Here is a 25421-nt window from a genome sequence, read left to right as displayed (position 1 = left end):
TGCTCACATTTTTAGGGAGGTTTTTTTACGTGGTATCAGTAAACGATTTTAAGACAGGCTTAACTATCGAAGTGGACGGCGACTTGTTCACTGTAATCGATTTCCAACACGTCAAACCGGGTAAAGGCGCCGCTTTCGTACGCTCCAAGCTGAAAAACTTGCGTAACGGCAACACTGTTGAACGTACGTTCCGCGCAGGCGAAAACGTAGGCCGCGCACATATCGAAAACCGTGAAATGCAATATTTGTATGCCAGCGGTCAAGACCATACGTTCATGGATACCGAAACTTACGATCAATTCAGCTTGCCTGCCAAACAATTGGAATGGGAGCTGAACTTCCTCAAAGAAAACATGATGATCCACATCATGAGCTACCAAGGCGAAATTCTCGGCATCAACCTGCCTAACAGCATCGAGCTGAAGGTCGTGGAAACCGAGCCAGGCATCAAAGGCAACACGGCTACCGGCGCAACGAAGAACGCGAAGCTGGAAACCGGCTTGAACGTTCAAGTTCCTTTGTTCATCAACGAAGGCGATATGCTCCTGATCGATTCGCGCGAGGGTAAATATATCTCCCGCGCCTAAGCCAATGCGGTACAAGCTCCTGCTAAGCCATAAAGACAGACGATCCGTTTTGTCCGGCGGCCCCGTGCAGGGGCTTTTTTTGTTGTTTAGGAAATGATGCGCAGCCATATCCTGTGGATATCCGTGGGCTCCCCCGAAAGTTAATGTCTACCCATAGAACGATCCCAGAGGAATGGTTAGACGCCGATCCAGCTGAGGCTGGCTGCGGACGGAATAAGCTTCAGAGCATCACGTCACTTTTGGGGGATTTGTTCGTTCTTCATTTAAACGTTTACAAGGCAACTTGCAAAATGTTATATTTGGAAAATATAGGTTTTTAAGAGAGGGTAATCCCTATAATGGAAAAGAAGACGACGATGTACTTAACGAGACATGGGGAGACGGAGTGGAACGTAGAGAAGCGAATGCAAGGGCACAGCGATTCTCCGTTAACGCCCCTCGGCGTGTTTCAAGCGGCCTGTCTCGGCGATGCGCTGCGGACGGTTCCTTTTGATGCCATCTATTCCAGCTCCAGTAAAAGGACAGTTGCGACGGCGGAAGTCATCCGCGGCAGCAGGCAGACTGCCATTATTGCGCAGGATGCGCTGAGAGAGATTCGCCTGGGAGAATGGGAAGGGAAGACCGGAAGCTATATCCGCGAGAAAGACCCCGAAGCGTACCGGATGTTTTGGAACGAACCGCATTTATATCAGCCTGCGAATCAAGGGGAATCGTTCTATGAGCTTTATGATAGAGTGATTCCGTGGATCAAGGAGGCGGCCGCTTCTCATCTGGGCGAGCAAATTCTAATCGTTACCCACGCGATTACCTTGAAGCTGCTGATGGCCTACTTCGAAGGAAGGCCGCTAGCCGAGCTATGGAGCCCTCCGATATTGGAGCCGACCGCATTATGCAAAGTCGTGATTCAAGACGGCAAAGAATGCATCGAGCTTCACGGGGATACGTCGCATTACCGGGAGCTTAAGCTATGATCGGACTGGCGGCAGGCGAGAAGACGGCGCATCGGTCCTGCGGCGATAAGATCGTCGGCATCCGCTTCTTTCCTGCGGAGGAGGGAGCTTCGTGAATACATATCGGCCAAGGCAGCTTGTCCGGGCGGCGGCTTGGGTTATTTTCTCAAGCTATACGCTGTTTATCATTTATCTGTTGTTCTTCGGATTTTCCCGCTCGGGCCGAACGGAACGCTCGTACAATATCGTTCCGTTCAAAACCGTATGGAGCTATTTCGTCTATTTCCGGCATTATGATTTGGATATTTGGATCATCAATGTGTTCGGCAACGTGGCGGCTTTCGTGCCGTTCGGATTTTTCATCCCCTGGCTGTTCCCTTCGTTTAACCGCTGGCTGGCTGTCGCCAAGCTGCTGTTCTGGCTGCTTCTTGCGGTCGAAACGCTGCAGTTCGTCTTTAAAGTCGGCAGCTTCGATGTCGACGATATTTTGCTCAATGTGCTCGGGGGCTTGCTTGGATTTGCATTGTTTGTCGCGGCGATGGGATGTAAGACGGGCCGCAGAAGCATACAATGATATACAACAACAAGATGCGAGGTGGCGGAAGATGGACATTGTGTTCGTTCGTCATGGTCAGGGGGAGCATACGCAGAACATCCCGCAAAGCTATCAGGTGAATGATCCGGGATTGACGGAATCGGGCCGGAGGCAGGCTGCGGAACTGAGGGAGCGGCTGCCGCTTACTATTGACGACGCGGTCATTGCAAGCCCGACAAGGAGGACGCTGCAAACCGCCGCAATTTGGTGCGGGGATTCGTCGGCAAGCCGCTTTGCGCATCCGTCCGTAGGGCCGAGACAATTTCCTCTCAAATACGATTTTCAGACGCTCGTCTGCGACAGGACGATGGATCGCGAACGGATCGCTGCGGAATTTGCGGATTTCCTGCTGCCTCCCGATGTTCCCGATTATATTTGGCTGCAGGGCGTCAATACGCTGCCGATCGTCTTGTTCGAGACTTGGGCTCAGCAGTTTTTGATATGGTGCAAGCGTCTCGGCAAAGAAAAGGTGTACGTCGTCTCCCACGACGGGACGATAGCTTCTTATATGCAGTATATTACCGGTCGTACCCTTACTCGAATCGATATGCTGAGCGAGGCGGAGTGGTTTCCCGTATCGGTATGATTCGACATTTTTCTACTTCAATGATAGACATTCTTATGGTATAATGATACATTGTTATGCAAAAGTTTCGGTAGGGAGTGAACAGCTTTGTCTCTTATTGTGATGAAATTCGGCGGCAGTTCCGTTGGTGACGCGGAACGGATGAAGCGCGTAGCCAATCGGGTAGTAGAGAGACAGCGGGAAGGCAATAAGTGTGTCGTTGTCGTTTCTGCCATGGGAGATACTACGGATGATTTGATAGACTTGTCTAAGCAAATTTGTACGATTACACCGCCAGCGCGCGAGATGGATATGCTGCTTTCCACCGGCGAACAAGTATCCGTAGCTTTATTGTCGATGGCGATCCAAAGCCTGGGACAACCTGCGGTATCCTTTACCGGCTGGCAGGCCGGGATGTATACGGAGGCGGTTCACGGCAAAGCGAGAATTTCCGATATTCAGCCTGACCGCATACTCAAGGCGCTGGAGCAAGGAAATGTCGTTATCGTTGCCGGGTTCCAAGGGATGACGGAGGAAGGCGAGATTACGACGCTCGGCCGCGGAGGCTCCGATACGACTGCCGTTGCTTTGGCTGCAGCCGTTCAAGCGGACGTATGCGAAATTTTTACCGACGTCGACGGTATTTATTCGACCGATCCGCGCATTGTCAAATGTGCGCGTAAGCTCCCTGAGATCACTTATGACGAAATGCTGGAATTGGCTAATCTGGGCGCCGCCGTGCTCCACCCGAGAGCCGTCGAATACGCCAAAAATTATAATGTGCCGCTGGTCGTAAGATCCAGCTTTAACCATAATGAAGGTACGAATGTGAAGGAGGAAGCGGCGATGGAGCAAGGAATCGTAGTTCGCGGCATTGCAAGCGATAAAAATGTGGCAAGAATCAGTATCCTCGGAGTCGAGGAAAAAGTGGGCCAACTGGCCAAAGTATTTACGGCTCTGGCCAAAGAGCAAATTGATGTGGATATTATCGTCCAAAGCGGCGTCATGAACGGGCTGGCCGATTTCTCCTTCACCGTTTCATTGAGCGATAAAGAAAGAGCGCTTGAAGTTATTCAAGGCATCCGCGACGAAGTCGGCTTCCGCGAAGTATCGTCGCAGGAAAATCTGGTCAAAGTATCCATCGTCGGTGCAGGGATGGTCAGCACTCCGGGAGTAGCCGCCAAAATGTTCGAAGCCATCTCCGACCTCGGATTGAGCATCAACATGGTGAGCACGTCCGAAATTAAAACGTCCTGCGTCATCGATAACAGCCGTTTGAACGAAGTGATTCAAGCGCTGCATACGGCTTACGGCTTGGACACCGATTCGCAGGCATTCGTCGGCGGCCCTGCGGAAAGACGCTAATCGTCGTTCCCTGCTTCCGAGCGTCATATAAACCGTTCTTATTTCAGCTTATCGAACACAAGCGTAAACAGCTTAAACAAAAAGGCTGTAATTCCCGCGGCCATCAGAGGGCCGACAGGAATTCCTTTCAGGAAGATAATCCCAAAGATAGAACCGATGACAAGACCCACAATTAATTGTGGGTCTATTTTTAATAGCTCGAGGCCTTTACCGTTCATGTAGGTTGCAATAGCTCCGCCCAGCAGCGCAAGAATGCCGGGCCAGGTCGTAAACATGCTGGTGACGTCCTTGAACGTGATCCGTTCGCTGGCGAAAGGGACAAGTACGCCCATCGTCAAAAACAAAAGCCCCAGCTCCAAGCCTCTGCGCTCGATCGTAGGCAAATAGCGGTCAAGATGGATCAGCTTCACAATAAGCAGGACGCAGGCGGCGGTCGTAATAATATGCGAGCGTCCGAGCAAGCCGATAATGATGAGGACTACCAGAAGGATGTCACCGTTCATCGTAGGACTCCTTGTCTCATAGATTTCTTTTTTTAGTGTATGAGTAGGAGCCGAATTTAGAACCCGGCTTTGCCGCCTTCGCCTTGCATTAGGAGAGCCGGGAGAGAGAAGTCGCGAGCAATTTGCCTTCGCGTACGACCGGCACGAGCGAAATCGTGTTGGCCTGCGAGCAGTAGACGACATCTTCCCGGAAGCCGAGCTTGCTCAGCCTTCTGCCGTTGGAGCAATGAAGCAAAGCCTGCGTCAGGTCGGATTGCACTTGTTTATAAGCATATTGCATGCTAAGCCCGAAATCGCATATATCGCATTCGATGCCGGAAGAGCCGGCCATTCGGGCGAGCTCCTCTACGATCAGGCCGGCGCAGACGCCGTCCTCCAAAGCGAATACATCCTGCGTGCCCGAGCAAAGGATGACAATGTCCTTGTTGAGCGCGGCGGCTTCCGCGGCGCAGGCTTTGCCGTTCAGCAGCGAGCCGGCGAGGATCGCCGACGCCTTATGCGCTTTCTGGATGGCGCGGGTGCCGTTGGTCGTCGTCATGACGATCGTCTGGCCCGCAATCCGCGCATCCGTATATTCGAGAGGCGAGTTGCCGAGATCGAATCCGGGGATTTTCCGGCAAGCGCGTTCTCCGCCCAGCAGCCAGCCGGACTGATGCAGATGCTTAGCTTGGAGGACCGTCTCTACCGGGTAAATGGCTGCGCAGCCATGGGTCAACGCCGTCAGCATCGTGCTTGTCGCCCGAAGGACGTCGATGACGATGACGGTTTTGTTCACCAGGTCATCGGCTCTTGCCTCGTTGACGCTGGGTATGACTAATATTTCCACTTGGATGCCTCCTAAGGTTTTTTTTGCGCCAGCAACCGTTTAAATTTCCCAGTTGCCGCTGCCGTCATCGCGGGTATTGGTTTGCCCGAGATGGAACGTATCCGAGCGCAGACCTCTCCTCAGCGCCTCTAATGAGATAATATCCGCAGGTAAAATATTGCCCAGATTAATATCTGTGCCAAGGGAATTCAGCAGATGCACCTGCTGGTCTTTATTCGGAGCTTCCCACAGCAGCAAGTGCTTGCTCGGAACCTGCTTTAGCACCTGCTCAATTTCCTTGTCCTTGCAATCTCCGTTCTCGTCGTAAATTCCGACGCCTTTTCCCGATTCCCTTCCCTCAATCGTAATCAGGCTGGCTCCCATCTGTGCATCGATCACAACCGTTTCGATCAGTTCATCAATCTCGATCGACGATCCCCAGCATTTTTTTCCATACTCCGTAATGACGGTGTAGCCGGATTGACAAGCCCGGTCAATCAGTTCGCTGCGCAAGCTCCGATCGACTTCGATCGTTCCGTCGGATATTTCCAGTCCGTTGAATCCCAAAAAAGCGGCCATGTCGAAAAAATCGTCAACCGCGCCTTGCCGTATGGCGATTTCGAGGAACGTACCTCCGGGATAAACCAGGATATCGTGTTCTTTGGCCAACTCAATTTTTTGTCTGAGCAGCTTTGTCGTATAGAGCGGTGAAGTGCCGAAACCGAATTTCAACATATCTACATAAGCTCCGGCAGTTTGAAGCATATCATCTAGCGCGTAAATGCCCATGCCTTTGTCAATGATCATCGTTTTGCCGCAGATTCTCGGTTTTTCGGTTCGTTTGCCTGTCGGATCGCTGAGCAGGGGATGCCACTTGAGATGTGACGTTACCTCCATGTCCTATCGCCTCGCTGTTAACAATTTTTGGTTTCCATTACTAGGTCATCATATGCAATTTAATTTAGGGGTGTGCCCATGATGCCTAAAATGAGACGAGCTTGCATAGATTGATAGAGAAGCTGAGCGTGAACTAGCGCCGGCGACTATATTCGGAGGAAACTGGGGGAGAACGATGATCAACAAAATTGTGCTAAGTATGGCGAGTCTGCGGCTGCTTTCGGGAAGCATCGAGATTATAGCGGCGCTGATCATGCTTCGGCTGAATCAAATTGACAAAGCGCTGCTGGTCAATACGGGATTGGCCATGGTCGGTCCGTTCGTTCTGTTGACGACGACGACGCTCGGGCTGATAGGGATGGCGGAGAAGCTGTCCTACGGCAAAATGCTGTGGGTGCTGGTCGGCGTCAGCTGCATTTTTATAGGAATATTGAAGAAGTAAACAGTCATATTTAAGTCGGCCAAGCATACACATAATTATTAAAGATGGACAGCTTGGGGGGATGAAAGGTATGCATTCGCTTCTCCGGCTTTTTTCTGTCCCTCTGCGCCAAAGACTAGCAACTCTACCAAATCAGGTGATACAGCAAATACAAGAGATCCGGGTTCGCGAAGCGCGGCCGCTGGAAATTGTATGGGGACAGCATTACAGCTTTGTCGCTGAGGCTTCGGGGTTATGCGTCGATCCGGATCTCGCTTACAAGCCGACCCGGGAAGATTGCGCTACCCTGCTTGAGATGCTCACGCAGCATTCGCTCTATACCTTCGACGAAGAACTGCGCCGCGGCTACATTACAGTACAAGGCGGCCACCGGATCGGACTGGCCGGCAGGGCGGTGCTTGAGCAAGGAAAGGTCAAGCATCTGAAGGAAGTCAGCAGCTTCAATATCCGCGTTGCGAGCGAAAGGAAAGGAGCCGCGGAAAAGACGCTTCCTTATTTGGTCGACCGGACTGGCCGAAGCGTCCACCATACGCTGGTCGTATCGCCTCCGCAGAAGGGCAAGACGACGCTGATTCGGGATCTTGCCAGAATGATCAGCAGCGGACCTTCAGACCCTTCGAACCGCTGGCTGGAGCGGGGGTTCAAGGTAGGCATCGTCGATGAACGCTCCGAAATCGCCGCTTGCGACAAAGGCGTTCCCCGATTCGAGCTGGGACCGCGTACCGATGTGCTGGACGCATGCCCGAAGGCGGAAGGGATGATGATGATGATCCGTTCGATGTCGCCGGAAATTTTGATTGTCGATGAGATCGGGCGGGCGGAGGACGCAGCGGCCATCCACGAAGCGATTCATGCCGGCATTCGCGTGATCGCGACGGCGCACGGTCTTCACCTTGCCGATGTTCGGAAGCGTCCCGTGCTTAAGGAGCTGCTGCAGGAAGAGGTGTTTACCCGCATCGTCGTGCTGGCGAGATCCGGGGAACCGGGAACGCTGGAGGGCGTCTATGACGCCTCTGGAGCGAAGCTGACTCATCCGGAATCCGTTCGCAGCGGCGCCGGCGGGAGGGAGAAAACCGGCAGCGGGCCGGCGCCCGGCAAGGAGGCGCCCCTCGATTGGACGAGGAACGGCAGCTTGTACGTGCAGAGTCCGTCCATGAAAGGGAGGGAGGGAACATCATGCTGAAGCTGCTTGGGGCGATGATGATTTTGCTGGCGGGAACGCTGTTCGGATTTTATCAGGCGCAGCAGTATTCCCGGAGGCCGAAGCAAATCGCCGATATGATCCGTTCCCTGCAGCGGCTGGAGACCGAGATCGTCTACGGCCATACGCCTTTGGAAGAGGCGCTAAGGAAGGTCGAGGCGACTTGCCCGCAGCCTGTGAACGCCGTCTTCCGCAGCGCCGCCGAGGAGCTGGCTCAGGCGAACGGCCGGTCGGTTCAGCATATATGGCAGCATGCGATCGCCGAGCATTGGAGGAATACGTCCATGAAAGGCGGCGAGCAGGAGATCGTCCGCCAACTGGGATTTACGCTCGGTTTGTCGGATAGCGGGGATCAGGTGAAGCATCTCCGGCTTGCGCTGCAGCAGCTTCAAGGGGAGCTGGAAGGCGCTCAGGAGGAACGCAAGCGTTACGAGAGCATGTGGAGGAGTCTGGGGCTGTTAATGGGCGCTTTGATCGTTATTTTGATGTATTAGTCTGCAAGAAGCAGTTTCAGGCTAGGGGTGAGGTGCCACGAATGAACGTAGATGTAAACGCGATATTTCAGATTGCCGGAATCGGAATAATTATCGCGATGATTCACACCGTCCTCAAACAAATGGGGAAAGAAGATATGGCGCATTGGGTTACAGTCATCGGTTTTGTCGTCGTTCTGTTTATGGTAGTCAGCCTTCTCGACAGTCTCTTTAAGGAAATCAAGACCATCTTCTTATTCCAGTAGGCGCAGGTGAAGCAAACCGTGGAGATTATACAAATCGTCGGACTGGGCCTCATCGCTACCGTGCTGATTCTCATCATCAAAGAGCAAAAGCCGATGTTCGCCTTTCTGCTGGCCGCATTTACCGGAATCGTCATCTTCTTGTTTCTGATCGGAAAGATCGCCTCCGTTATTAAAGTGCTGGAGGATTTGGCGAACAATGCGCACATCAACATGATCTTTCTGAAAACGATATTGAAGATCATCGGTATCGCCTATATAGCCGAGTTCGGAGCGCAAATCGTCCGCGATGCCGGACAGGAATCGATCGCTTCCAAGATTGAATTATCCGGAAAAATATTGATTATGGTCATGGCCATACCGATCGTATCCGTCATCATTGAGACCGTAGTCAAGCTGTTGCCCGCTTAAAGTATACGTGCCAGGAGATGAAGCCTAATGATGCAGCGACAATGGACTTCCGTCAGCAGAGGGCACGGCAGGGGAGCCTTCCGTATCATTTTGATGATCCTGCTGCTTTCAAGCTTAACGTGCGCTTTGGCTTCGGCCAAAGAGAGCTCGGCGGCAAGCGCAAGCTCCACGCCGGTGCAGCAGATTGTCAAGGAGCAGGCGGAGCGGCTGAATACGGATCAAGTGGAACAGTACTGGAATCAACTGATGAAGCAATACGGCGGATATTTCCCCGACAACAAGACGCCAACGTTTATGGAGCTCTTGACGGGCGGTAAGGATATCGGCATCGGCTCGATTTTTTCCGGCATCTTCCGCTACTTCTTTCACGAGCTGCTGTATAACGGCAAGCTGCTGGCCGCCATAGTCGTCCTGACGATCTTCAGCATGCTGCTCGAAACGTTGCAGAGCTCCTTTGAAAAAAATACGGTCAGCAAGGTAGCCTACGCTATCTGCTTCATGGTCCTGATGATCATGGCCGTCAACAGCTTCAGCGTCGCCATCGGCTATGCGAACAATGCCATCTCGGAGATGATTCATTTTATGGTGGCGGTGATTCCGATTTTACTGACGCTGCTCGCTTCGATGGGGAATGTCGTATCCGTATCGGTGCTCCATCCGCTCATCGTGTTCATGGTTCATGCTGTAGGGACCGCAATATATTTGGTCGTGTTCCCGCTGTTGTTCTTCTCAAGCGTGCTTCACATCGTCAGCTCGTTATCGGACAAATATAAAGTGACACAGCTTGCCAATCTGTTAAGAACGATCAGCCTGGGGTGTCTCGGAATGTTCGTCACGGTATTCTTGGGGGTCATCTCCGTCAGGGGCGCAGGCAGCGCCGTAGCCGACGGGGTGACCATCCGAACGGCCAAATATATTGCGGGCAATTTTGTCCCTGTAGTGGGACGGATGTTCTCCGATGCATCGGAGACGGTAATCGGCGCTTCGCTGCTCGTCAAGAATGCGATCGGACTGGCGGGCGTCGTCATCATCCTGATGCTCTGCGCGTTCCCGGCGTTGAAAATAATGGCTCTCGCCTTGATATACAACCTGTCCGCCGCGGTGCTGCAGCCGCTTGGAGACAATCCGATGATCGCATGTCTGGAAACGATCGGCAAAAGCTTGATCTACGTATTCGCCGCCTTGGCGGTCGTAGGGCTGATGTTTTTTCTGGCGATCACGATTTTGATCACGGCGGGCAATTTATCGGTCATGATGCGCTGAATCGTTAATGAAGCCAGAGAGGGGCGTTGATCTTGGAATGGTTAGGCGGCTTGCTCAAATCCATTATCGTCGTTATCTTGCTTGCCACGTTCGTGGACATCCTGCTGCCCACCCAGTCGATGCAGCGCTACGTCAAGACGGTCATGAGTCTGTTCATTCTGTTGATGCTGCTGCAGCCGCTGTTTTCCATCGTGCAAAAAAATGCTTCGGTCGACCAGCTGCTGGCCGACGCGATGAATTCAATGACCTCCCGGAGCGGGAGTCTCCTGGCATCGGGACCGGTGCAAGGCGGGACGCAGCAGATGGCGTCTCTTGGAACGATCCAGCAGCAAGCCGAGGATTTGAAAAATCGGCAGGAAGAGCAGTCGCAGCGGATTATGGAGCAGCAGATCGAAGATTTGATGAAGAAGTCCATCGAGCGGACGACAGGAGAGGTCACCGTACAAAGCATCAAAGTCGAGACGGGCAAAGACAGCTCGGGCCAACTCCAAATCATGAGCGTCAGCGTAAACGCAGTCCCTGCGGACAAGGAAGCGGCGCAGCGGCAAGCCTCTTCCGCGGGGACGTCGAAAGAGCCGGTGAAACCGGTGCAGATTGAGCCGGTAAAGCCTGTAACGATCCAGATCGGACCCGGAAGCCCGGCTGCGGCGAGCGATACCCCCGCAAGCTCTGACGGGAGCGAGGATTACGAGCAGCAGCGGACGCAAATTCGAATGGCGCTAAATAAAGAATGGCAGGTGCCGCTTGACCGCATTGCCGTCGAAGTGGCTGCAAATAAAACGAAATCGTGAAATACCGGTTTGCAATAAGGAGGTGAGCCGATTGGGCAGTTTTATGAAATGGATGGAAAAATGGCTGGGCGGAGGACCTAACGGGACGAAGCGGGTCAAGACCTTCCGCTGGCTGCTGTTGATGGGACTTGCGGGTGCGGCGTTTATGATACTCAATACTTATATTACCGTGAAGGATGTCGATCCCATTAATGAGGGGAGGGCGTCGCCGCAACCGCAGTCGCAGCCGGCGTTCGCCTCCGGGAGCAGCAAGGAACGCACCGCGTTTCGGGAATACGAGGATGCGTATGAATCGCAGTTAAAAGAGATTTTATCCAAAATCGTCGGGGTAGGCGACGTGGAAGTACTAATTACGATCGATTCGACGGAGGAGGTCGCAGTCGAACGGAATACGAAAGAATCGCAGCAGGTGACCGACGAGAAAGATCAGCACGGCGCCACGCGCCATGTCACCGATGTAACGCGAAGCGGCGAGGTTGTTCTCTACGAAGTGTCTAACGGCAAGCAGCCGCTCGTGCTCAAATATATTAAGCCCAAAATAAGGGGTGTCTTGGTCGTCGCCAGAGGCGCGGAAAATTTGACGGTGAAAAAAATGATCACGGAAGCGGTCGAACGAGGCCTTGACGTTCCTGCCAACAAAATATCGATTTTGCCTCGCAAACAATAATTATCCAAATATAAACCAAATCAAGGAGGATTTACAATGAATACGAAAAGACAAACAATTTGGTTAGTATCCATGCTCAGCCTGATGGTCGTATTATCTGCCTACTATTTGTTCACAGAGGATGTCAACAAGCTTGATTTTGCCGCAGAAAGCACTGTAACCGATCCTTCGGCCAAAGAAATCGTCGTCAATACGAATGATTTGAACGGCAAACAGCCTGCCGCAGACGCCAAATCCGGCGCTCAAACAGATGTCAAGACCGATGCGGCGGCTCCGGCCGGCAAGCAGCAAACGACGGATTCGACGAAGACGGATGCAAAAGCAAGCGGCGCCAAAGCCGAAACGTCCACCGATGCCAAAACGAATGCGGATACCGGTGCCAAGCAGGACGCCAAAGCCGACCCGCAGGCGACAAGCAAAGCTAACGAAGAGCAAGTGAGCGCGGCCGACGCCAAAGTTTTGCAGCAGGTTCAAACGCAAGCCAAATCCGGAACCGATTATTTCATTAGTCTGGGGCTGAAGCGCGACGAAGATTTGGCGAAACAGTCCGAGAAATGGGTAACGATTTTGTCCGATACGAAGCAAACGGCGGAAGCGGCGGCCAATGCGGCTACAGAGCTGAAAAAAATCGAAGAAAACTCGGCTAAAGTCAGCGATCTTGAAGAAAGCTTGATGAAGGACTTCCCGCAAGCGGTCATCACCGAAGAAGGCTCCAAATGGAAAGTGACCGTACAAAGCACGAAGCTGGAAAAAAGTCAAGCCGTCAGCATCGTCGACAAAGTCATGCAGGAAATGAACGTCGGCCCCGACAAAGTCGTCGTGCAATATATCCCGTAAGCGGGCAAAAGAACCGAAATAAGCAGGTTGCGAGAGTCCGGCCAGGCGCCGGGCTCTTGCTGTTGTGTCAATTGATTCGCGCCTCCTCCGGGTGAATCTCCTGAAGAGTAAGATCGGATTGCTAACGGCGGATGGGAAGCGGCCTCAAGCTTGTCGATAAAAGTCGCATCCAGGCGATGTTCCAAGAAACTCTTTCCTTGGACAAACTTTATGATATAATAACAACGTCGTTGTTTCACCAATGTCTGAAGGAGTGAATCTTGTGTTTAAACTAAGCGAAATCAAGGAATTGATCAAACTTATCGATCAAACCTCTTTACAAGAGTTAGAAATTGAAAGCGAAGGCTCCCGCCTTTTGATTCGTAAACCAAATAAAACGGAATCGGTTGTTGTAGCTGCAGCTCCGGTTCAATCTGCTTACGCTCCGGTTATCGGACAAGCGTCCGTACAACAGCCGGCGGTACAAGCCCCTGCTGCGGAAGCGGCTACGGCCCCTGCTGCCGGAAAAGCGGCCAATGTAGACGCTGGCTTACATACGATCGTTTCTCCGATGGTCGGTACGTTCTACGAAGCCCCGTCTCCAGGCGCGTCGGCCTTCGTATCCAAAGGCAGCGCGGTGAAAGAGAAAACGGTCGTTTGCATTATCGAAGCGATGAAGCTGATGAACGAGATCGAAGCCGAAATCAAAGGCGAAATCGTAGAAGTGCTGGTTGAGAACGGGCAGCTTGTGGAGTACGGCCAGCCGTTATTCCTGGTGAAGCCGGAATAATGCACTAAGCAAAACTCAAAAGCGAGTGCTTACGAAGAAAGCTTTGCTCATGCAAAGCTCAGCAAATGCTTACGAAGCCAGTTTTGCTTTCAGCAAAACTCAAAAGCGAGTGCTTACGAAGAAAGCTTTGCTAACGCAAAGCTCTCAGGAGGAGAACCCATTGAAGTTTCAAAAAATATTAGTAGCCAACCGCGGTGAAATCGCCGTACGGATCATCCGGGCTTGTCAAGAGCTCGGCATTTCCACCGTCGCGGTTTATTCCGAAGCGGATCGTGAAGCGCTGCATGTTCGCCTCGCGGACGAGGCATACTGCATCGGACCGACTTTGTCCAAGGACAGCTATTTGAATTTGACCAATATTTTGAGCGTAGCGACTCTGACCGAGACCGACGCCATTCATCCGGGGTATGGATTTTTGGCGGAGAACGCCGACTTTGCGGACATTTGCGAGAGCTGCAATATTACCTTTATCGGACCATCGGCCGACGCGATCAGCCGCATGGGCGACAAATCGGTAGCCAAACAGACGATGAAGGAAGCGAACGTACCGGTCATCCCAGGCTCCGACGGGCTTGTGGAGGACATGGAGGATGCGATTCGTCTCGGACGCGAGATCGGTTATCCCGTGATCATCAAAGCGACGGCCGGAGGCGGCGGCAAGGGAATCCGAATCGCCGACAACGAAGAAATGCTGATCCAGCAAATTACGACGGCTCAGCAGGAAGCCCAGAAGGCTTTCGGCAACGCTGGTGTCTATTTGGAAAAATATTTGACCGGCATGAAGCACGTGGAAATTCAAATTATTGCCGATAAGCACGGCAACGTCGTGCATTTGGGCGAGCGCGACTGCTCCGTGCAGCGCAGACGCCAGAAGCTGGTAGAGGAAGCTCCTTGTCCGGTCTTAACGCCGGAAACCCGCGCTGCGATGGGCGAAGCGGCGGTACGCGCGGCCAAAGCCGTGCAATATTCGGGAGCGGGAACGCTTGAATTTTTGCTCGGCCCGGACGGGCAGTTTTATTTCATGGAAATGAATACGCGCATCCAGGTAGAGCATCCGGTTACCGAGCTGATTACCGGAATCGATATTATTAAAGAGATGATCCACGTAGCCGAAGGTGAGCCGCTGTCCTTTACTCAGGACGAGGTCAAAATCGACGGCTGGGCGATCGAATGCAGAATTAACGCCGAAGACTCGACGCGCAATTTTATGCCGTCCGCTGGACAAATCCAGTTTTATTTGCCGCCGGGCGGATTCGGCGTCCGCGTCGACAGCGCCGCGTATCCGGGATACACGATATCGCCGCATTACGACTCGATGATCGCGAAGCTCATCGTTTGGGGCAAAGATCGCGGGGAAGCGATTCAGCGGATGAAACGGGCGCTTTCGGAATTTACGATCGAAGGGATTCATTCTACGATTCCGTTTCATTTGAAGCTGCTTGAGCATAAGAAATTTATAGCGGGCGACTTCGACATCAAGTTCCTCGAAGAGCATGATGTGAACGATCCGAATTCTTAAAACCGTTATTTGTCATATTTTTTGGATAATGGTATAGTTACGATAAGACAAGTTTTGTGAAATGACGCATATGCATTAAGTAAGCGCCGATTGATTGATGAACTAGCCGGGAGAGTCGGATACTTATCCGGTCATCGGTTTGCCGGCGTTTGCGGAGCATGGTTTGCAACCGCAAAACTTCCAAGGAGGTTCCTTTTATGACAATGATTGCTGCCGATTATGAAAAGACTGATATGGGCACGATTCAAATTGCCCCCGAGGTCATCGAAATTATTGCCGGAATGGCAACGATCGAGGTTCCGGGCGTGGCGGGGATGAGCGGCGGATTCGCAGGCGGCATCGCCGAGCTGCTGGGCCGCAAAAACATGTCCAAGGGCGTAAAGGTCGATGTAGGCCAGAGAGAAGCGGCGATTGACGTCTCCATAGTCATCGAGTTCGGCACGAGAATACCTGAAGTTGCTTCCGGTGTGCAGCAAAATGTGAAACATGCGATTGAATCCATGACGGGACTCAGCGTCGTTCAAGTGAATGTGCACATTCATGATGTCATTTTCAAGGGTGCGGACAAAGTGGAAGAGGTTGAGGTAACGCCTACCAGAGTCAAGTAGACACGTAAATATGCACTTGGCAAACCCCCTTCAACCTGCAAGGGGGTTTCCTCTAATTGGAAGGAGTCCGGTTGTGTGATCAAAGTTATCGACAGACTGCTGCTTTTTTTGTTTAGCCTGGCTATTTTGATCGGATGCGGATTTTTGCTTGTAGGCGCATTCGGATGGATTTCTTATGAAACCGCCATATCTTTCATACATAGCGTTTATTACGATATGGATACGGCGCTGATCTTTATTGCGCTGGCCGTCATCGTCGCGCTTATCAGCATACGCTTTTTATTCGTGTCGGTGCGCAGAGGCAAAGCCGACGTTCCTTCTATCGATCAGCGTACGGATTTCGGGGATATTCGCATTTCCATCGAGACGGTGGAAAACTTGGCTTTGAAGGCGGCACGGCGTTCCCGCGGCGTCAAGGATTTGAAAGCCCGCATCAGAGTCAGCCAAGCGGGACTGGAAATTATTATCCGCGCCATCGTGGACGGGGAGAGCTCGATACCGCAGCTCACGGAGGAGATGCAGGCCGGCATCAAAACCCATATCGAAGAAATTACCGGCATTCCCGTAGCTCTCGTTTCCGTATTCATCGCTAACATTCAGCAGGCATCCCCCACTTTTAAAAGTAGAGTGGAATAGAGGTGATCGCCCAGATGTGGATTCGGCTGTGGGAACAACTATGGGAGGCGCATAGAGGGAAAACGCTCTTCACCCTATTGGGAGCGGTATTAGGACTTATTTACTTGATTTGCGGTCTATGGCATATGTTAATTTTTGTCCTAATCGTATATACTTGTTATCATATAGGGAAAAGAGTGGACCGTGGCGAACGGGCCGTTCCCGTAAAAGAAATGTGGCGCTGGTTAATGGACAAATGGAGATTGTTTAGATGAAATCCCTGGTTCTATCCAAGGATTTTTTTGTTTGCTGGATAGGTTATGATGTAAATGCTTACGATGCAGGCTTTTCTTCGAAAAGCCCTTAGGAGGAAAACAAACGCAATGAGAAGAAGATTGGCAAGGGAACTGGCGCTCCAAAGCCTGTACCAAATGGAAATGAACGAAGTCAGCTCCAAAGAAGCGATAGCCCATGTGGTGGAAGAAGCGCAAACCGAGGACGAAGGACAGCTCACCAAGGACCAGGATAACATCGCGGCCGAGGATATAGCAGAGCTGGTGGAAGGCACCGCTTCGCGCAAAGAACGCATTGACGAGCTGCTGATGGACTATTTGAAGGGCTACAAGATGGACAGGCTGTCCAAAGTAGACCGGGAAATTTTGCGGCTTGCGACTTATGAAATGGTATATCGCGACGATGTTCCGCCGAAGGTGGTCGTGAACGAAGCGATTGAATTGGCCAAGCATTTCGGAACGGATGAGTCGGGGAAATTCGTTAACGGCGTATTGGGGAAAATGATCAAGGAGCTCGACGCCATCAAGTCCAAAAGCTTGTAGCACTGGATAGACGTACCGTTACCTTACATTATATGGGAAGGAGATTGTAAATCATGACAGCGCAAGTCATTAACGGAAAAGAAATCGTCGCTGCTTACCGGGCGCGAATCAAGGAGGAAGTCGAGCGTCTGACGGAAGGGGGCTGTCAGCCCGGCCTCGCGGTAGTTATCGTCGGAGACGACCCGGCCTCTCATGTTTACGTGCGCAACAAAGCCAAGGCTTGCGAAGAAGCGGGCATTTATTCCGAAGTGCACAAGCTGCCGGGAGATACTCCGGAATCGGAAGTACTCGCCCTCATCGAGCAATTGAACGTCAACGACCGAATCCACGGCATTCTCGTGCAGTCTCCGCTGCCGAAGCATATTTCCGAGGAGAAAATCGTCGAGGCAATCGCCGTTCATAAGGATGCGGACTGCTTTCACCCGGTTAATGTAGGCAATCTGATGATCGGCAAGGAAGGCCCGGCCCCGTGTACGCCTGCTGGCGTTATCGAAATTTTGAAGCATATCGGCACAGACATCGCCGGCAAGCATGCCGTCGTCATCGGCCGGAGCAATATCGTGGGCAAGCCGATGGCGATTTTGCTGCTCAGAGAGCATGCGACGGTTACCGTCGTCCATTCCAGAACGCCTAATCTGGCGGAAATTACCCGTCAGGCGGATATTTTGGTTGCCGCGGTGGGCAAAGCCAAAATGGTGAAGAAGGAGCATGTCAAGCCGGGAGCCATCGTCATCGATGTAGGAATTAACCGGCTCGATACCGGCAAGCTGGCGGGTGACGTCGATTTCGACGACGTGCTGGAGACGGCGGGCTATATTACTCCCGTACCGGGCTGCGTAGGGCCGATGACCATTACCATTTTGCTGAAAAATACGCTGGAAGCGGCCAAACGCGCGGCGGCGCAGCTGCAAGCGAATGTATAAACGATGAAAGAAAAGCCAATATTTTCTATTAAAGATTTAAATCGATATATCAAAATGAAGCTGGAAAGCGATCATGTGCTTCAGGACGTATGGGTGAGAGGGGAAATCTCCAATTTCACCCATCATTCCAGCGGGCATATGTACTTCACGTTGAAGGATAAAGACAGTCGTTTGAAAAGCATCATGTTCGCTTCGAACAACCAGCGTCTCGCCTTCATTCCGCGAGAGGGCACGAAAGTGCTCGCCTGCGGCAACGTATCGGTATATGAACGCGACGGGCTGTACCAGTTTTATGTGTCGCAGATGCAGCCCGACGGCATCGGCAGCTTGTATTTGGCCTTTGAACAGCTGAAGAAAAAGCTGGAGAGCGAAGGGTTGTTCGCCGTCTCCAGGAAAAAGCCGATACCCCGTTTCCCGAAAGCGATCGGCGTTATAACTTCGCCTACAGGAGCGGCTGTGCGCGATATTATGATTACGCTTCAGCGGCGTCATCCCAATATGCCGGTGCTGCTGTATCCCGTGCTGGTGCAAGGGAAACAGGCGGCTCCGTCGATCGTGAAGGCGATCGAAACGATGAACGCGCTGAATGAAGTCGACGTGCTGATCGTCGGACGGGGCGGCGGTTCGTTGGAGGAACTGTGGGCATTTAATGAAGAGAGCGTGGCGCGGGCTATTTTTGCCTCCGGTATACCGGTGATTTCCGCGGTCGGACATGAAACCGATTTTACGATCTCCGACTTTGTGGCCGATCTGAGAGCGGCTACGCCTACGGCTGCAGCCGAACTTGCGGTTCCGCATCATATGGAGCTGAAGCAGCAGCTCGGTTTCTTGAATCAGCAGCTGTACGGCGCGCTGTCGAGCAGGCTTAAGCAGGGGAGAGAGCGGCTGACGCGGGCGCAGAAATCGCAAGTGCTGGTGAACCCCCGCAGGCAGCTGCTTGTGCAACCGATGGAGCGTCTGGACCGTACTAAAGAGCAGCTGGTGTTCCAGCTCCGCAGCAAATTGGCCAAGCTTCAGGAACGTAAGATGAGATCGGACAAGCATTTGTCCGCGTATAATCCGAAGGAGCAGGTCATTTATGCCCGCAAACGGCTTGACGCCGCCGGACGCCAATTGCAGTCGACGATACAGCAGGTGAGGAAACAAAAGCAGCAGGAGCTCGTTTCCGTCATCCGCCATCTGGATGCGCTTAGTCCGCTTAAGGTGATGCAGCGCGGATACGGATTGATCTACGACGAGGGCGAGAAAAAACTGGTGAAGTCCATTCAGCAGGTGCAGATCGGGGATGTCTTAAAGGTAAGACTGATGGATGGACGCGTGGATTGTCATGTGTGGTCAATGGAGGAGAAGCAAAATGACACAACCGGAAACGACGCCTAGCTTTGAGCAGGCGATGGATAAGCTGGAAACGATTGTGGCCCGGCTGGAGAGCGGCGATGTTCCTTTGGAACAGGCGATCGAGCTGTTTCAGGAAGGGATGAAGCTATCGCAGCTGTGCGGCCAAAAGCTCGAACAGGTCGAGCGCAAGATTGAAATATTGCTTGAACAGGAAGGCGGCTTGGTGAAGAAGCCTTTCAGTCCCGCTGATGAGAAAGGTGACATAGGATGATTACGGACAGTTCCATAAAGCAATACTTAGAACAAAAAGCGGCGTTAATCGAATCCGAACTGCTGGAATCTCTTCCGCCCGTGTGGAACATTCCTGACAGCTTGAGGGAATCCATGATGTATTCTTTAATGGCCGGCGGCAAAAGGCTGCGTCCGATCATGGTGCTTGCGGCTGTAGAAGCGCTGAACGGAAGCTCGGAGGAGGCTCTCCCCGTCGCCTGTGCCGTGGAGATGATCCACACGTATTCGCTCATTCACGACGACTTGCCTGCGATGGACAACGACGACTACCGCAGAGGCAAGCTGACGAACCATAAAGTGTACGGGGAAGCGATGGCCATTCTGGCCGGAGACGGATTGCTGACCCATGCGTTCTATTCCATCGTGCAGTCTTACCGTGCTTACGGCGTCCCGGCGGAGCAAATCGTAGAGATCGTCGAGGATTTGTCGAAGCTGTCGGGAGCCGCGGGAATGGTCGGCGGCCAAGCGGCCGATATGCTCGGAGAGCAGGGAATTACCGGGCTGGAGCAGCTTGAGTATATTCATCTGCATAAGACGAGCGATCTGATCGTATTCTCTTTAAAGGCAGGCGGCCATTTGGGAGGAGCGACGCCGAAGCAGCTGCAGGCGCTGGAGAAATTCGGCGAAAAGATCGGTCTCGCCTTCCAAATTCAGGACGATATTCTTGACGTCATCGGCGATGAAGAGAAGCTCGGCAAGCCGGTAAACAGCGACGAAAAGCAGCACAAGGTGACTTATCCTTACTTTGTCGGGATCGAAGCTTCCAAAGAGAAGGTCGTTCAGCTGACAGATCAGGGCAAGCAAGCTATCATCGACGCGGGATTTCCGTATCCAGACCGGCTTCTGCAAATCGCGGACTATATGATGAGCCGGGACCACTAGCTAAAAAGAAGCGATTTTGTCCGGCAAACGGCCGGTCCGTCGTACTAGCGGCCTATGTTCCGTTTGAGCGCTTCTTGACTCGTGTGTTATAATGGGGGCAGTATTTGGGAGTGGTGCAGTATTCTAGTCGGTCCCTCCCCCCGTTAAGCCGTACGCATCCAGCTTGGCATTATAGGCTGCAGGAAGGCCGGGACGCCCGAGGAAAGCTCCTAGACTGTTCGCTTCATGGCGAGACTTTCTGGGGATTAAAGTGCGGACTAAGTGGCAATCCAGTCTGGCGTCCGGCGACGGCGTCAAGGCGGGCGTAAAGGGGAACCGCCTCTGCGGCGACGCTGGAGGTGTCCCGCTTGGGAAAACCTACTGGACCTAAGCCGCAGCGTTTACTCAGGAAGTTACCACTCGTACATACGGCACGACTTACCTAATAGGAGAGTCCGACCCAAAGATGAAGTTTTCTTTTATTCACTCCATCCGATGGAGTATTTTTATATTCATGGTAACCTTCATCACGGCCTGTATGTTAACGACGGCTTCGACGATTGCGCTCGAAGGGCTTTCTTGGGGCGCCGGCACGGCCTGTATCCTGCTTCTGATATGCGCCGGAATTGCGTTTGATATCCTCGGAACGGCGGCGGCGTCAGCTCGCGAAGCCCGTTTTCACGCGATGGCTTCCAAGCGGGTCAGAGGCGCCAGACACGCCGCCCGAATAGCCCGAAACGCCGAAAGGGTCTCCTATGTGTGCAGCGGCGTTATCGGGGATATTACCGCTGTCGTAAGCGGAACGGCCAGCGCGCTCGTCATCTTCAAACTGATGGCGGGAATGGGCGCTGGAGACGAGGCGCCGAGGACGGCGGTTATCGTCTTATTTACCGCGTTGGTATCCGGCTTGACGGCGGGAGGCAGAGCGATGGGCAAATCGCTCGCCGCGCATCACTCTACCGCGATCATGCTGATTATCGGGAAGTTCTTATATATATTGGAGCATCGATTAGGCATTACATGGTTTTATCCGAAACGCAAAAAATCCAAACAAGGAAAGCGAGGGAACAAGCGTGCTGCTCGAACAAATCAATCAGCCTGAGGACTTAAAGCGATTATCGATAGAGCAACTGGAACAGCTGGCTGCCGAGATCAGACAGTTTCTTGTTGAGAAGCTTTCGGTCACCGGCGGACATCTCTCGTCTAACCTTGGAGTCGTCGAGCTAACTATCGCATTGCACTACTTGTTTAACAGTCCCTACGACAAATTTATATTCGATGTAGGGCATCAATCCTACGTTCATAAAATGTTTACCGGCCGGAAGGACAAGTTCGATACGCTGCGTAAATACAAAGGGATGTGCGGTTTTGTCAAGCGTTCCGAGAGCGAGCATGACGTCTGGGAGGCTGGACACAGCAGCACCTCGCTGTCCGCGGCGATGGGAATGGCGATGGCCCGCGATTTGAAGGGCGAGCATAACCGCGTCATTGCCATTATCGGCGACGGCGCGCTGACCGGCGGTATGGCTCTTGAGGCAATGAATCATATCGGACATGAGAAAAAGAATCTGATGGTCATTTTGAACGATAATGAAATGTCCATTGCTCCGAATGTCGGGGCTTTGCATAATTACCTGGGCAAAATCCGCTCCGACCGCAACTACGTAAAAGTAAAAGAAGAAGTGGAATATTTGATCAAGAAGATTCCGGCGATCGGAGGCACTCTGGCCAAAACGCTGGAGAAGCTGAAGGATTCTTTGAAATACATGGTCGTATCGGGCGTGTTGTTCGAAGAGCTGGGCTTTACTTATTTGGGACCTGTGGACGGCAACAATTTACCGCTTATGCTGGAAACGCTGAAGCAGGCCGAGAAAGTCGAAGGCCCGGTCATGGTTCATGTTCTGACATTGAAAGGAAAGGGCTATACCCCTGCGGAAAAAGATTCTCACACTTGGCACGGGGCCAGTCCGTACAAGATCGAATCCGGCCAAATGCTCAAAGCGGTCGGTCCTCCGATGTATACGGAGGTGTTCAGCGGCGCCATCATGGAGCTGGCAAGCCAGGACGAACGCATTGTCGCAGTAACGCCTGCGATGCCCGGCGGATCGGGCTTAATGAAATTTGCCGAGAAATTCCCGAAACGGATGATCGATGTAGGTATTGCCGAGCAGCATGCGGCTACTTTGTGTGCGGCGCTTGCAAGCGAAGGAATGAAGCCGGTGTATGCCGTCTATTCGACCTTCCTGCAGAGAGCGTACGACCAAGTTGTGCATGATATTTGCCGTGCCAATTTAAACGTCATTTTCGCCATAGACCGCGCCGGCTTCGTCGGTCCGGACGGCGAAACGCATCAAGGCGTATACGATATCGCTTACTTGCGCAGCATTCCCAACATGGTGCTTATGATGCCGAAGGACGAGAATGAGCTGCGTCATATGATGAAGACCGCGGTCGACTACAATGACGGTCCGATCGCCGTCCGTTATCCGCGAATAGCCGGCCTCGGCGTGACGATGGAGGAGACGATGCGTCCGATTCCTATCGGCACGTGGGAAGTGCTTAGAGCGGGCGACAGCGCGGTCGTGCTTGCCGTGGGCCCGATGATTCAAGTTGCAATGGAAGCGGCGGAGCAGCTTGCCAAAGAAGGCATCCAGCTTCGCGTCGTGAACGCCAGATTCATCAAGCCTATGGACGAAGCGATGCTGCTGCAGCTGGCCAAAGAAAATCTGCCGATCATTACGCTGGAGGAAGGCTCGCAGGCGGGCGGTTTCGGCGGCGGCGTGCTGGAGTTTTATTCGAGCCACAGCTTGCACGGATTACAGATCAAAATTGTCGGGATTCCCGATTATTTCGTCGAGCACGGCTCCGTACCGGAGCAGCGCAAAGAAGTCGGACTTACGGCGGAACGCGTCGTAACCGAGGTGCATGCGCTGATGCCGCGCAAACGGCAGCATGCCTGACGGCTGGAAAGTAGGAAATTGAACAAATGGCAGCAGATAAAGAACGTTTGGATATATTGCTCGTAGAGCAGGGATTTTTCGAATCGCGGGAAAAGGCTAAAACATCCATTATGGCCGGTCTTGTGCTGGTCGACGATGAGCCTCTGGATAAAGCCGGAACCAAAATTCCGAGAACCGCGAAGATCGTCGTCAAAGGAGCCGTACATCCTTATGTCAGCCGCGGCGGCCTCAAGCTGGAAAAAGCGCTGAAGCTGTTCGAGATCGACGTCACCGGCGTGACGATGCTCGATATCGGAGCGTCTACCGGAGGTTTTACCGACTGTGCGCTGCAGAACGGCGCATCGTACGTGTATGCCGTCGACGTCGGCTACAATCAGCTGGACTGGTCGCTGCGCAGCAATCCGAAGGTGAACGTCATGGAACGGACGAACTTCCGCTTCATGCAGCCGGGCGATTTGAAAGGGCCGCAGCCCAGCTTCGCGTCCATCGACGTTTCATTCATCTCGCTGAAGCTGATTCTTCCTCCGCTGAAGCTGCTATTGGCCGAGCGGGGGGAAGTGGTTGCTCTGATCAAACCGCAATTCGAGGCAGGGCGCGAGAAAGTGCCGAAGACGGGCGTCGTTCGGGAGCCGGCAGTTCATACCGAGGTGCTGCAATCGACCTTGCGCTTTGCCGCCGATCACGGTTATGTGCTGAAAGGGCTGACGTTCTCACCGATTAAGGGCGGGGAAGGCAATGTGGAATTTCTCGCTTATTTCCGCGTGAACACGGACGAAGCTTCGGCGCTGCCGGAAAATATGGACGAGCGGATACGGCAAGTGGTGGACGATGCGCAGAAACTTCAAAACTCATCTGGATGATGAGTTTTTTTTATAGTTTCTGCTCCTCCTGGAATTACTGACCAGTTCCGTCTAAAAAAATGGTTGATTTACAAACGTTTGTTCTGATATGATCTGGTTACAGGAACAAGTGTTTGGTCCATTTCGTTTTGCCGCACCAAGACGGGACGGTAAGATCAGTGTACCCGAGCTTTTTTGCTGGTTTTGGAGGAAATTCATTGCTTGTCTCGAATACTATGCCTTGAGGTGAAGGGATGCCATGCAAAGCGGAGATGGATTGATTATCTTTCTCATTTTACTGGTATTGGGAACCTGGCTGTTTTATTATGTCCGGGGACGGATGCGGGAGACGGTGGAGTATGGATTGCAGGAGCTGCCGCGAGCGGACGACGTTCCGGAAGACGAGGCTACCCGTTTGCTGGAGCAAAGCGGATATTCGGTTGTAAGCGGTAAGCAAAAGGTGCCGCTAAACATTGTTGTGGATGATGGAGAACAACTGCAAAGCCGCCTGTTTATCGATTACTTTGCCGAACGCGATGGCTTATACTACGCGGCCAAAATCGCCAAAGACCGCAAGCCTATGGAGATGACCGGCAGCTCGGTTCGGGATCATCTTCTGATCTACCAGCTGTTGTACCCCCAAATATCCGGCGTTCTTTACCTTGATCTTCAGCAGCAGAAAGTGAAGCAATTCGTATTTGAGATGGATTTGGAACATGACGAGGAAGAAGATAAAATAAGCTGAGACCGCTATTCACGAAATAGGGTAGTTTTCCTTAGGAGGTAAGCAATGAAAGGCCAACGCCACATAAAGATTCGGGAAATCGTGACGAACAACGAAATCGAAACCCAGGACGAGCTGGTCGAGCAGCTGAGGGCGGCCGGATTTCCGGTCACGCAAGCGACGATTTCCAGGGATATCAAGGAGCTTCATCTGATGAAGGTGCCTCTGGATGACGGGCGTTACAAATATTCCGTTCCTGCAGATCAGCGCTACAATCCGATGCATCGGTTGAAAAGAGCTTTGAACGATCATTTCGTTCATATCGATTACACCGAAAATTTGGTTGTAATGAAGAGTCTGCCGGGCACCGCCAATGCCATCGGCGCTTTGATCGACAGCCTCGAATGGAGCGAAATAATGGGAACGATTTGCGGTGACGACACCATTCTGATTATTTGCCGCAACAAGGAGCAGAGCGGTACGGTAGTAAACCAAATACTGTCCATGTTGAGTTAAACGGGAG

32 protein-coding genes are annotated in these 25421 nt (G+C 52.5%); 29 read left to right on the top strand and 3 right to left on the bottom strand.

Annotation, left to right across the window (positions count from 1 at the left end):
• Window positions 1–29 precede the first annotated feature (29 nt).
• The 5 genes from efp to N0M98_RS15890 all read left to right on the top strand — a co-directional run bounded on the left by efp (window position 30) and on the right by N0M98_RS15890 (window position 4062).
• Window positions 30–587 (top strand): elongation factor P, encoded by a 558-nt coding sequence (gene efp / locus N0M98_RS15910; protein ID WP_249864264.1) that lies wholly within the window; start codon window positions 30–32, stop codon window positions 585–587.
• Between the two features lie 338 nt (window positions 588–925).
• Complete coding sequence (locus N0M98_RS15905) at window positions 926–1558, top strand: histidine phosphatase family protein (protein ID WP_249864263.1); 633 nt, start codon at window positions 926–928, stop codon at window positions 1556–1558.
• A 91-nt stretch (window positions 1559–1649) separates the two neighbouring features.
• The gene (locus tag N0M98_RS15900) at window positions 1650–2111 is read left to right on the top strand and encodes a VanZ family protein (RefSeq protein WP_259618516.1); all 462 of its coding nucleotides are present in this window, start codon (window positions 1650–1652) and stop codon (window positions 2109–2111) included.
• A 31-nt stretch (window positions 2112–2142) separates the two neighbouring features.
• A complete protein-coding gene (locus tag N0M98_RS15895) occupies window positions 2143–2718 on the top strand; it encodes a histidine phosphatase family protein (protein ID WP_249864261.1) in 576 nt (191 codons plus the stop codon).
• Between the two features lie 87 nt (window positions 2719–2805).
• A complete protein-coding gene (locus N0M98_RS15890) occupies window positions 2806–4062 on the top strand; it encodes an aspartate kinase (RefSeq protein ID WP_249864260.1) in 1257 nt (418 codons plus the stop codon).
• 38 nt (window positions 4063–4100) lie between these two features.
• Here the strand turns inward: N0M98_RS15890 and N0M98_RS15885 are convergent, their stop codons facing one another.
• From N0M98_RS15885 to comA, 3 genes are all read right to left on the bottom strand, one after another.
• On the bottom strand, window positions 4101–4565 hold the full coding sequence (locus tag N0M98_RS15885) for a DUF441 domain-containing protein (protein ID WP_249864259.1): 465 nt from the start codon (window positions 4563–4565) through the stop codon (window positions 4101–4103).
• An 88-nt stretch (window positions 4566–4653) separates the two neighbouring features.
• On the bottom strand, window positions 4654–5391 hold the full coding sequence (locus N0M98_RS15880) for a 2-phosphosulfolactate phosphatase (RefSeq protein ID WP_259618515.1): 738 nt from the start codon (window positions 5389–5391) through the stop codon (window positions 4654–4656).
• A gap of 39 nt (window positions 5392–5430) precedes the next feature.
• Complete coding sequence (gene comA, locus N0M98_RS15875; protein WP_259618514.1) at window positions 5431–6267, bottom strand: phosphosulfolactate synthase; 837 nt, start codon at window positions 6265–6267, stop codon at window positions 5431–5433.
• A 175-nt stretch (window positions 6268–6442) separates the two neighbouring features.
• Here comA and N0M98_RS15870 point away from each other — a divergent pair, with 175 nt between their 5' ends.
• The 24 genes from N0M98_RS15870 to ahrC all read left to right on the top strand — a co-directional run bounded on the left by N0M98_RS15870 (window position 6443) and on the right by ahrC (window position 25414).
• Window positions 6443–6709, top strand: coding sequence for a YqhV family protein (locus N0M98_RS15870; protein WP_249864256.1), 267 nt, complete (start codon window positions 6443–6445; stop codon window positions 6707–6709).
• A gap of 70 nt (window positions 6710–6779) precedes the next feature.
• Complete coding sequence (gene spoIIIAA / locus N0M98_RS15865) at window positions 6780–7892, top strand: stage III sporulation protein AA (RefSeq protein ID WP_249864255.1); 1113 nt, start codon at window positions 6780–6782, stop codon at window positions 7890–7892.
• Window positions 7886–8404, top strand: a complete 519-nt coding sequence (gene spoIIIAB, locus N0M98_RS15860) for a stage III sporulation protein SpoIIIAB (RefSeq protein WP_259618513.1) — start codon at window positions 7886–7888, stop codon at window positions 8402–8404. The genes spoIIIAA and spoIIIAB overlap by 7 nt, the downstream gene beginning before the upstream one ends.
• A gap of 41 nt (window positions 8405–8445) precedes the next feature.
• Entirely contained in the window at window positions 8446–8649 is a 204-nt protein-coding gene (spoIIIAC, locus tag N0M98_RS15855) for a stage III sporulation protein AC (RefSeq protein WP_089199203.1), read from the top strand.
• An 18-nt stretch (window positions 8650–8667) separates the two neighbouring features.
• Entirely contained in the window at window positions 8668–9057 is a 390-nt protein-coding gene (gene spoIIIAD / locus N0M98_RS15850; protein ID WP_249866196.1) for a stage III sporulation protein AD, read from the top strand.
• A gap of 30 nt (window positions 9058–9087) precedes the next feature.
• Window positions 9088–10320, top strand: a complete 1233-nt coding sequence (gene spoIIIAE, locus N0M98_RS15845) for a stage III sporulation protein AE (protein ID WP_249866195.1) — start codon at window positions 9088–9090, stop codon at window positions 10318–10320.
• Window positions 10321–10352: 32 nt separating this feature from the next.
• Window positions 10353–11111, top strand: coding sequence for a stage III sporulation protein AF (locus N0M98_RS15840; protein ID WP_259618512.1), 759 nt, complete (start codon window positions 10353–10355; stop codon window positions 11109–11111).
• Between the two features lie 22 nt (window positions 11112–11133).
• Window positions 11134–11778: a stage III sporulation protein AG gene (gene spoIIIAG / locus N0M98_RS15835; protein ID WP_310943820.1), complete on the top strand. Its 645-nt coding sequence runs from the start codon at window positions 11134–11136 to the stop codon at window positions 11776–11778.
• 36 nt (window positions 11779–11814) lie between these two features.
• The gene (locus tag N0M98_RS15830; RefSeq protein ID WP_249864251.1) at window positions 11815–12615 is read left to right on the top strand and encodes a SpoIIIAH-like family protein; all 801 of its coding nucleotides are present in this window, start codon (window positions 11815–11817) and stop codon (window positions 12613–12615) included.
• 262 nt (window positions 12616–12877) lie between these two features.
• Window positions 12878–13384, top strand: coding sequence for an acetyl-CoA carboxylase biotin carboxyl carrier protein (gene accB / locus N0M98_RS15825; RefSeq protein ID WP_259618510.1), 507 nt, complete (start codon window positions 12878–12880; stop codon window positions 13382–13384).
• A 160-nt stretch (window positions 13385–13544) separates the two neighbouring features.
• Entirely contained in the window at window positions 13545–14903 is a 1359-nt protein-coding gene (accC, locus tag N0M98_RS15820) for an acetyl-CoA carboxylase biotin carboxylase subunit (protein WP_259618509.1), read from the top strand.
• 197 nt (window positions 14904–15100) lie between these two features.
• Window positions 15101–15511, top strand: a complete 411-nt coding sequence (locus N0M98_RS15815) for an Asp23/Gls24 family envelope stress response protein (RefSeq protein ID WP_249864248.1) — start codon at window positions 15101–15103, stop codon at window positions 15509–15511.
• A 75-nt stretch (window positions 15512–15586) separates the two neighbouring features.
• On the top strand, window positions 15587–16147 hold the full coding sequence (amaP, locus tag N0M98_RS15810; protein ID WP_249864247.1) for an alkaline shock response membrane anchor protein AmaP: 561 nt from the start codon (window positions 15587–15589) through the stop codon (window positions 16145–16147).
• A gap of 14 nt (window positions 16148–16161) precedes the next feature.
• Window positions 16162–16401, top strand: coding sequence for a DUF2273 domain-containing protein (locus tag N0M98_RS15805; protein WP_249864246.1), 240 nt, complete (start codon window positions 16162–16164; stop codon window positions 16399–16401).
• A gap of 108 nt (window positions 16402–16509) precedes the next feature.
• Entirely contained in the window at window positions 16510–16962 is a 453-nt protein-coding gene (gene nusB / locus N0M98_RS15800; RefSeq protein WP_249864245.1) for a transcription antitermination factor NusB, read from the top strand.
• A 53-nt stretch (window positions 16963–17015) separates the two neighbouring features.
• Window positions 17016–17885, top strand: a complete 870-nt coding sequence (folD, locus tag N0M98_RS15795) for a bifunctional methylenetetrahydrofolate dehydrogenase/methenyltetrahydrofolate cyclohydrolase FolD (protein WP_259618508.1) — start codon at window positions 17016–17018, stop codon at window positions 17883–17885.
• Window positions 17886–17888: 3 nt separating this feature from the next.
• Window positions 17889–19265 carry an exodeoxyribonuclease VII large subunit gene (gene xseA, locus N0M98_RS15790; protein ID WP_259618507.1) on the top strand — a complete coding sequence of 459 codons (1377 nt, stop codon included), beginning with the start codon at window positions 17889–17891 and terminating at the stop codon, window positions 19263–19265.
• Entirely contained in the window at window positions 19240–19494 is a 255-nt protein-coding gene (xseB, locus tag N0M98_RS15785; protein WP_249864242.1) for an exodeoxyribonuclease VII small subunit, read from the top strand. Before xseA ends, xseB begins: the two co-directional genes overlap by 26 nt.
• Window positions 19491–20396, top strand: coding sequence for a polyprenyl synthetase family protein (locus N0M98_RS15780; RefSeq protein WP_249864241.1), 906 nt, complete (start codon window positions 19491–19493; stop codon window positions 20394–20396). The genes xseB and N0M98_RS15780 overlap by 4 nt, the downstream gene beginning before the upstream one ends.
• A 445-nt stretch (window positions 20397–20841) precedes the next feature.
• Window positions 20842–21477, top strand: coding sequence for a hypothetical protein (locus N0M98_RS15775; RefSeq protein WP_259618506.1), 636 nt, complete (start codon window positions 20842–20844; stop codon window positions 21475–21477).
• Complete coding sequence (gene dxs, locus N0M98_RS15770) at window positions 21449–23335, top strand: 1-deoxy-D-xylulose-5-phosphate synthase (protein ID WP_249864239.1); 1887 nt, start codon at window positions 21449–21451, stop codon at window positions 23333–23335. The genes N0M98_RS15775 and dxs overlap by 29 nt, the downstream gene beginning before the upstream one ends.
• A gap of 26 nt (window positions 23336–23361) precedes the next feature.
• The gene (locus N0M98_RS15765; RefSeq protein WP_249864238.1) at window positions 23362–24195 is read left to right on the top strand and encodes a TlyA family RNA methyltransferase; all 834 of its coding nucleotides are present in this window, start codon (window positions 23362–23364) and stop codon (window positions 24193–24195) included.
• 238 nt (window positions 24196–24433) lie between these two features.
• Window positions 24434–24919 carry a hypothetical protein gene (locus tag N0M98_RS15760; RefSeq protein ID WP_259618505.1) on the top strand — a complete coding sequence of 162 codons (486 nt, stop codon included), beginning with the start codon at window positions 24434–24436 and terminating at the stop codon, window positions 24917–24919.
• A gap of 45 nt (window positions 24920–24964) precedes the next feature.
• A complete protein-coding gene (ahrC, locus tag N0M98_RS15755; RefSeq protein WP_249864236.1) occupies window positions 24965–25414 on the top strand; it encodes a transcriptional regulator AhrC/ArgR in 450 nt (149 codons plus the stop codon).
• Window positions 25415–25421 lie beyond the last annotated feature (7 nt).

Source organism: Paenibacillus doosanensis (assembly GCF_025060755.1).
Taxonomy (GTDB): Bacteria; Bacillota; Bacilli; order Paenibacillales; family NBRC-103111; genus Paenibacillus_S; species Paenibacillus_S doosanensis.
The sequence above is the reverse complement of the archived record's forward strand: the minus strand, read 5'-3'. Positions and strand labels throughout refer to the sequence as shown.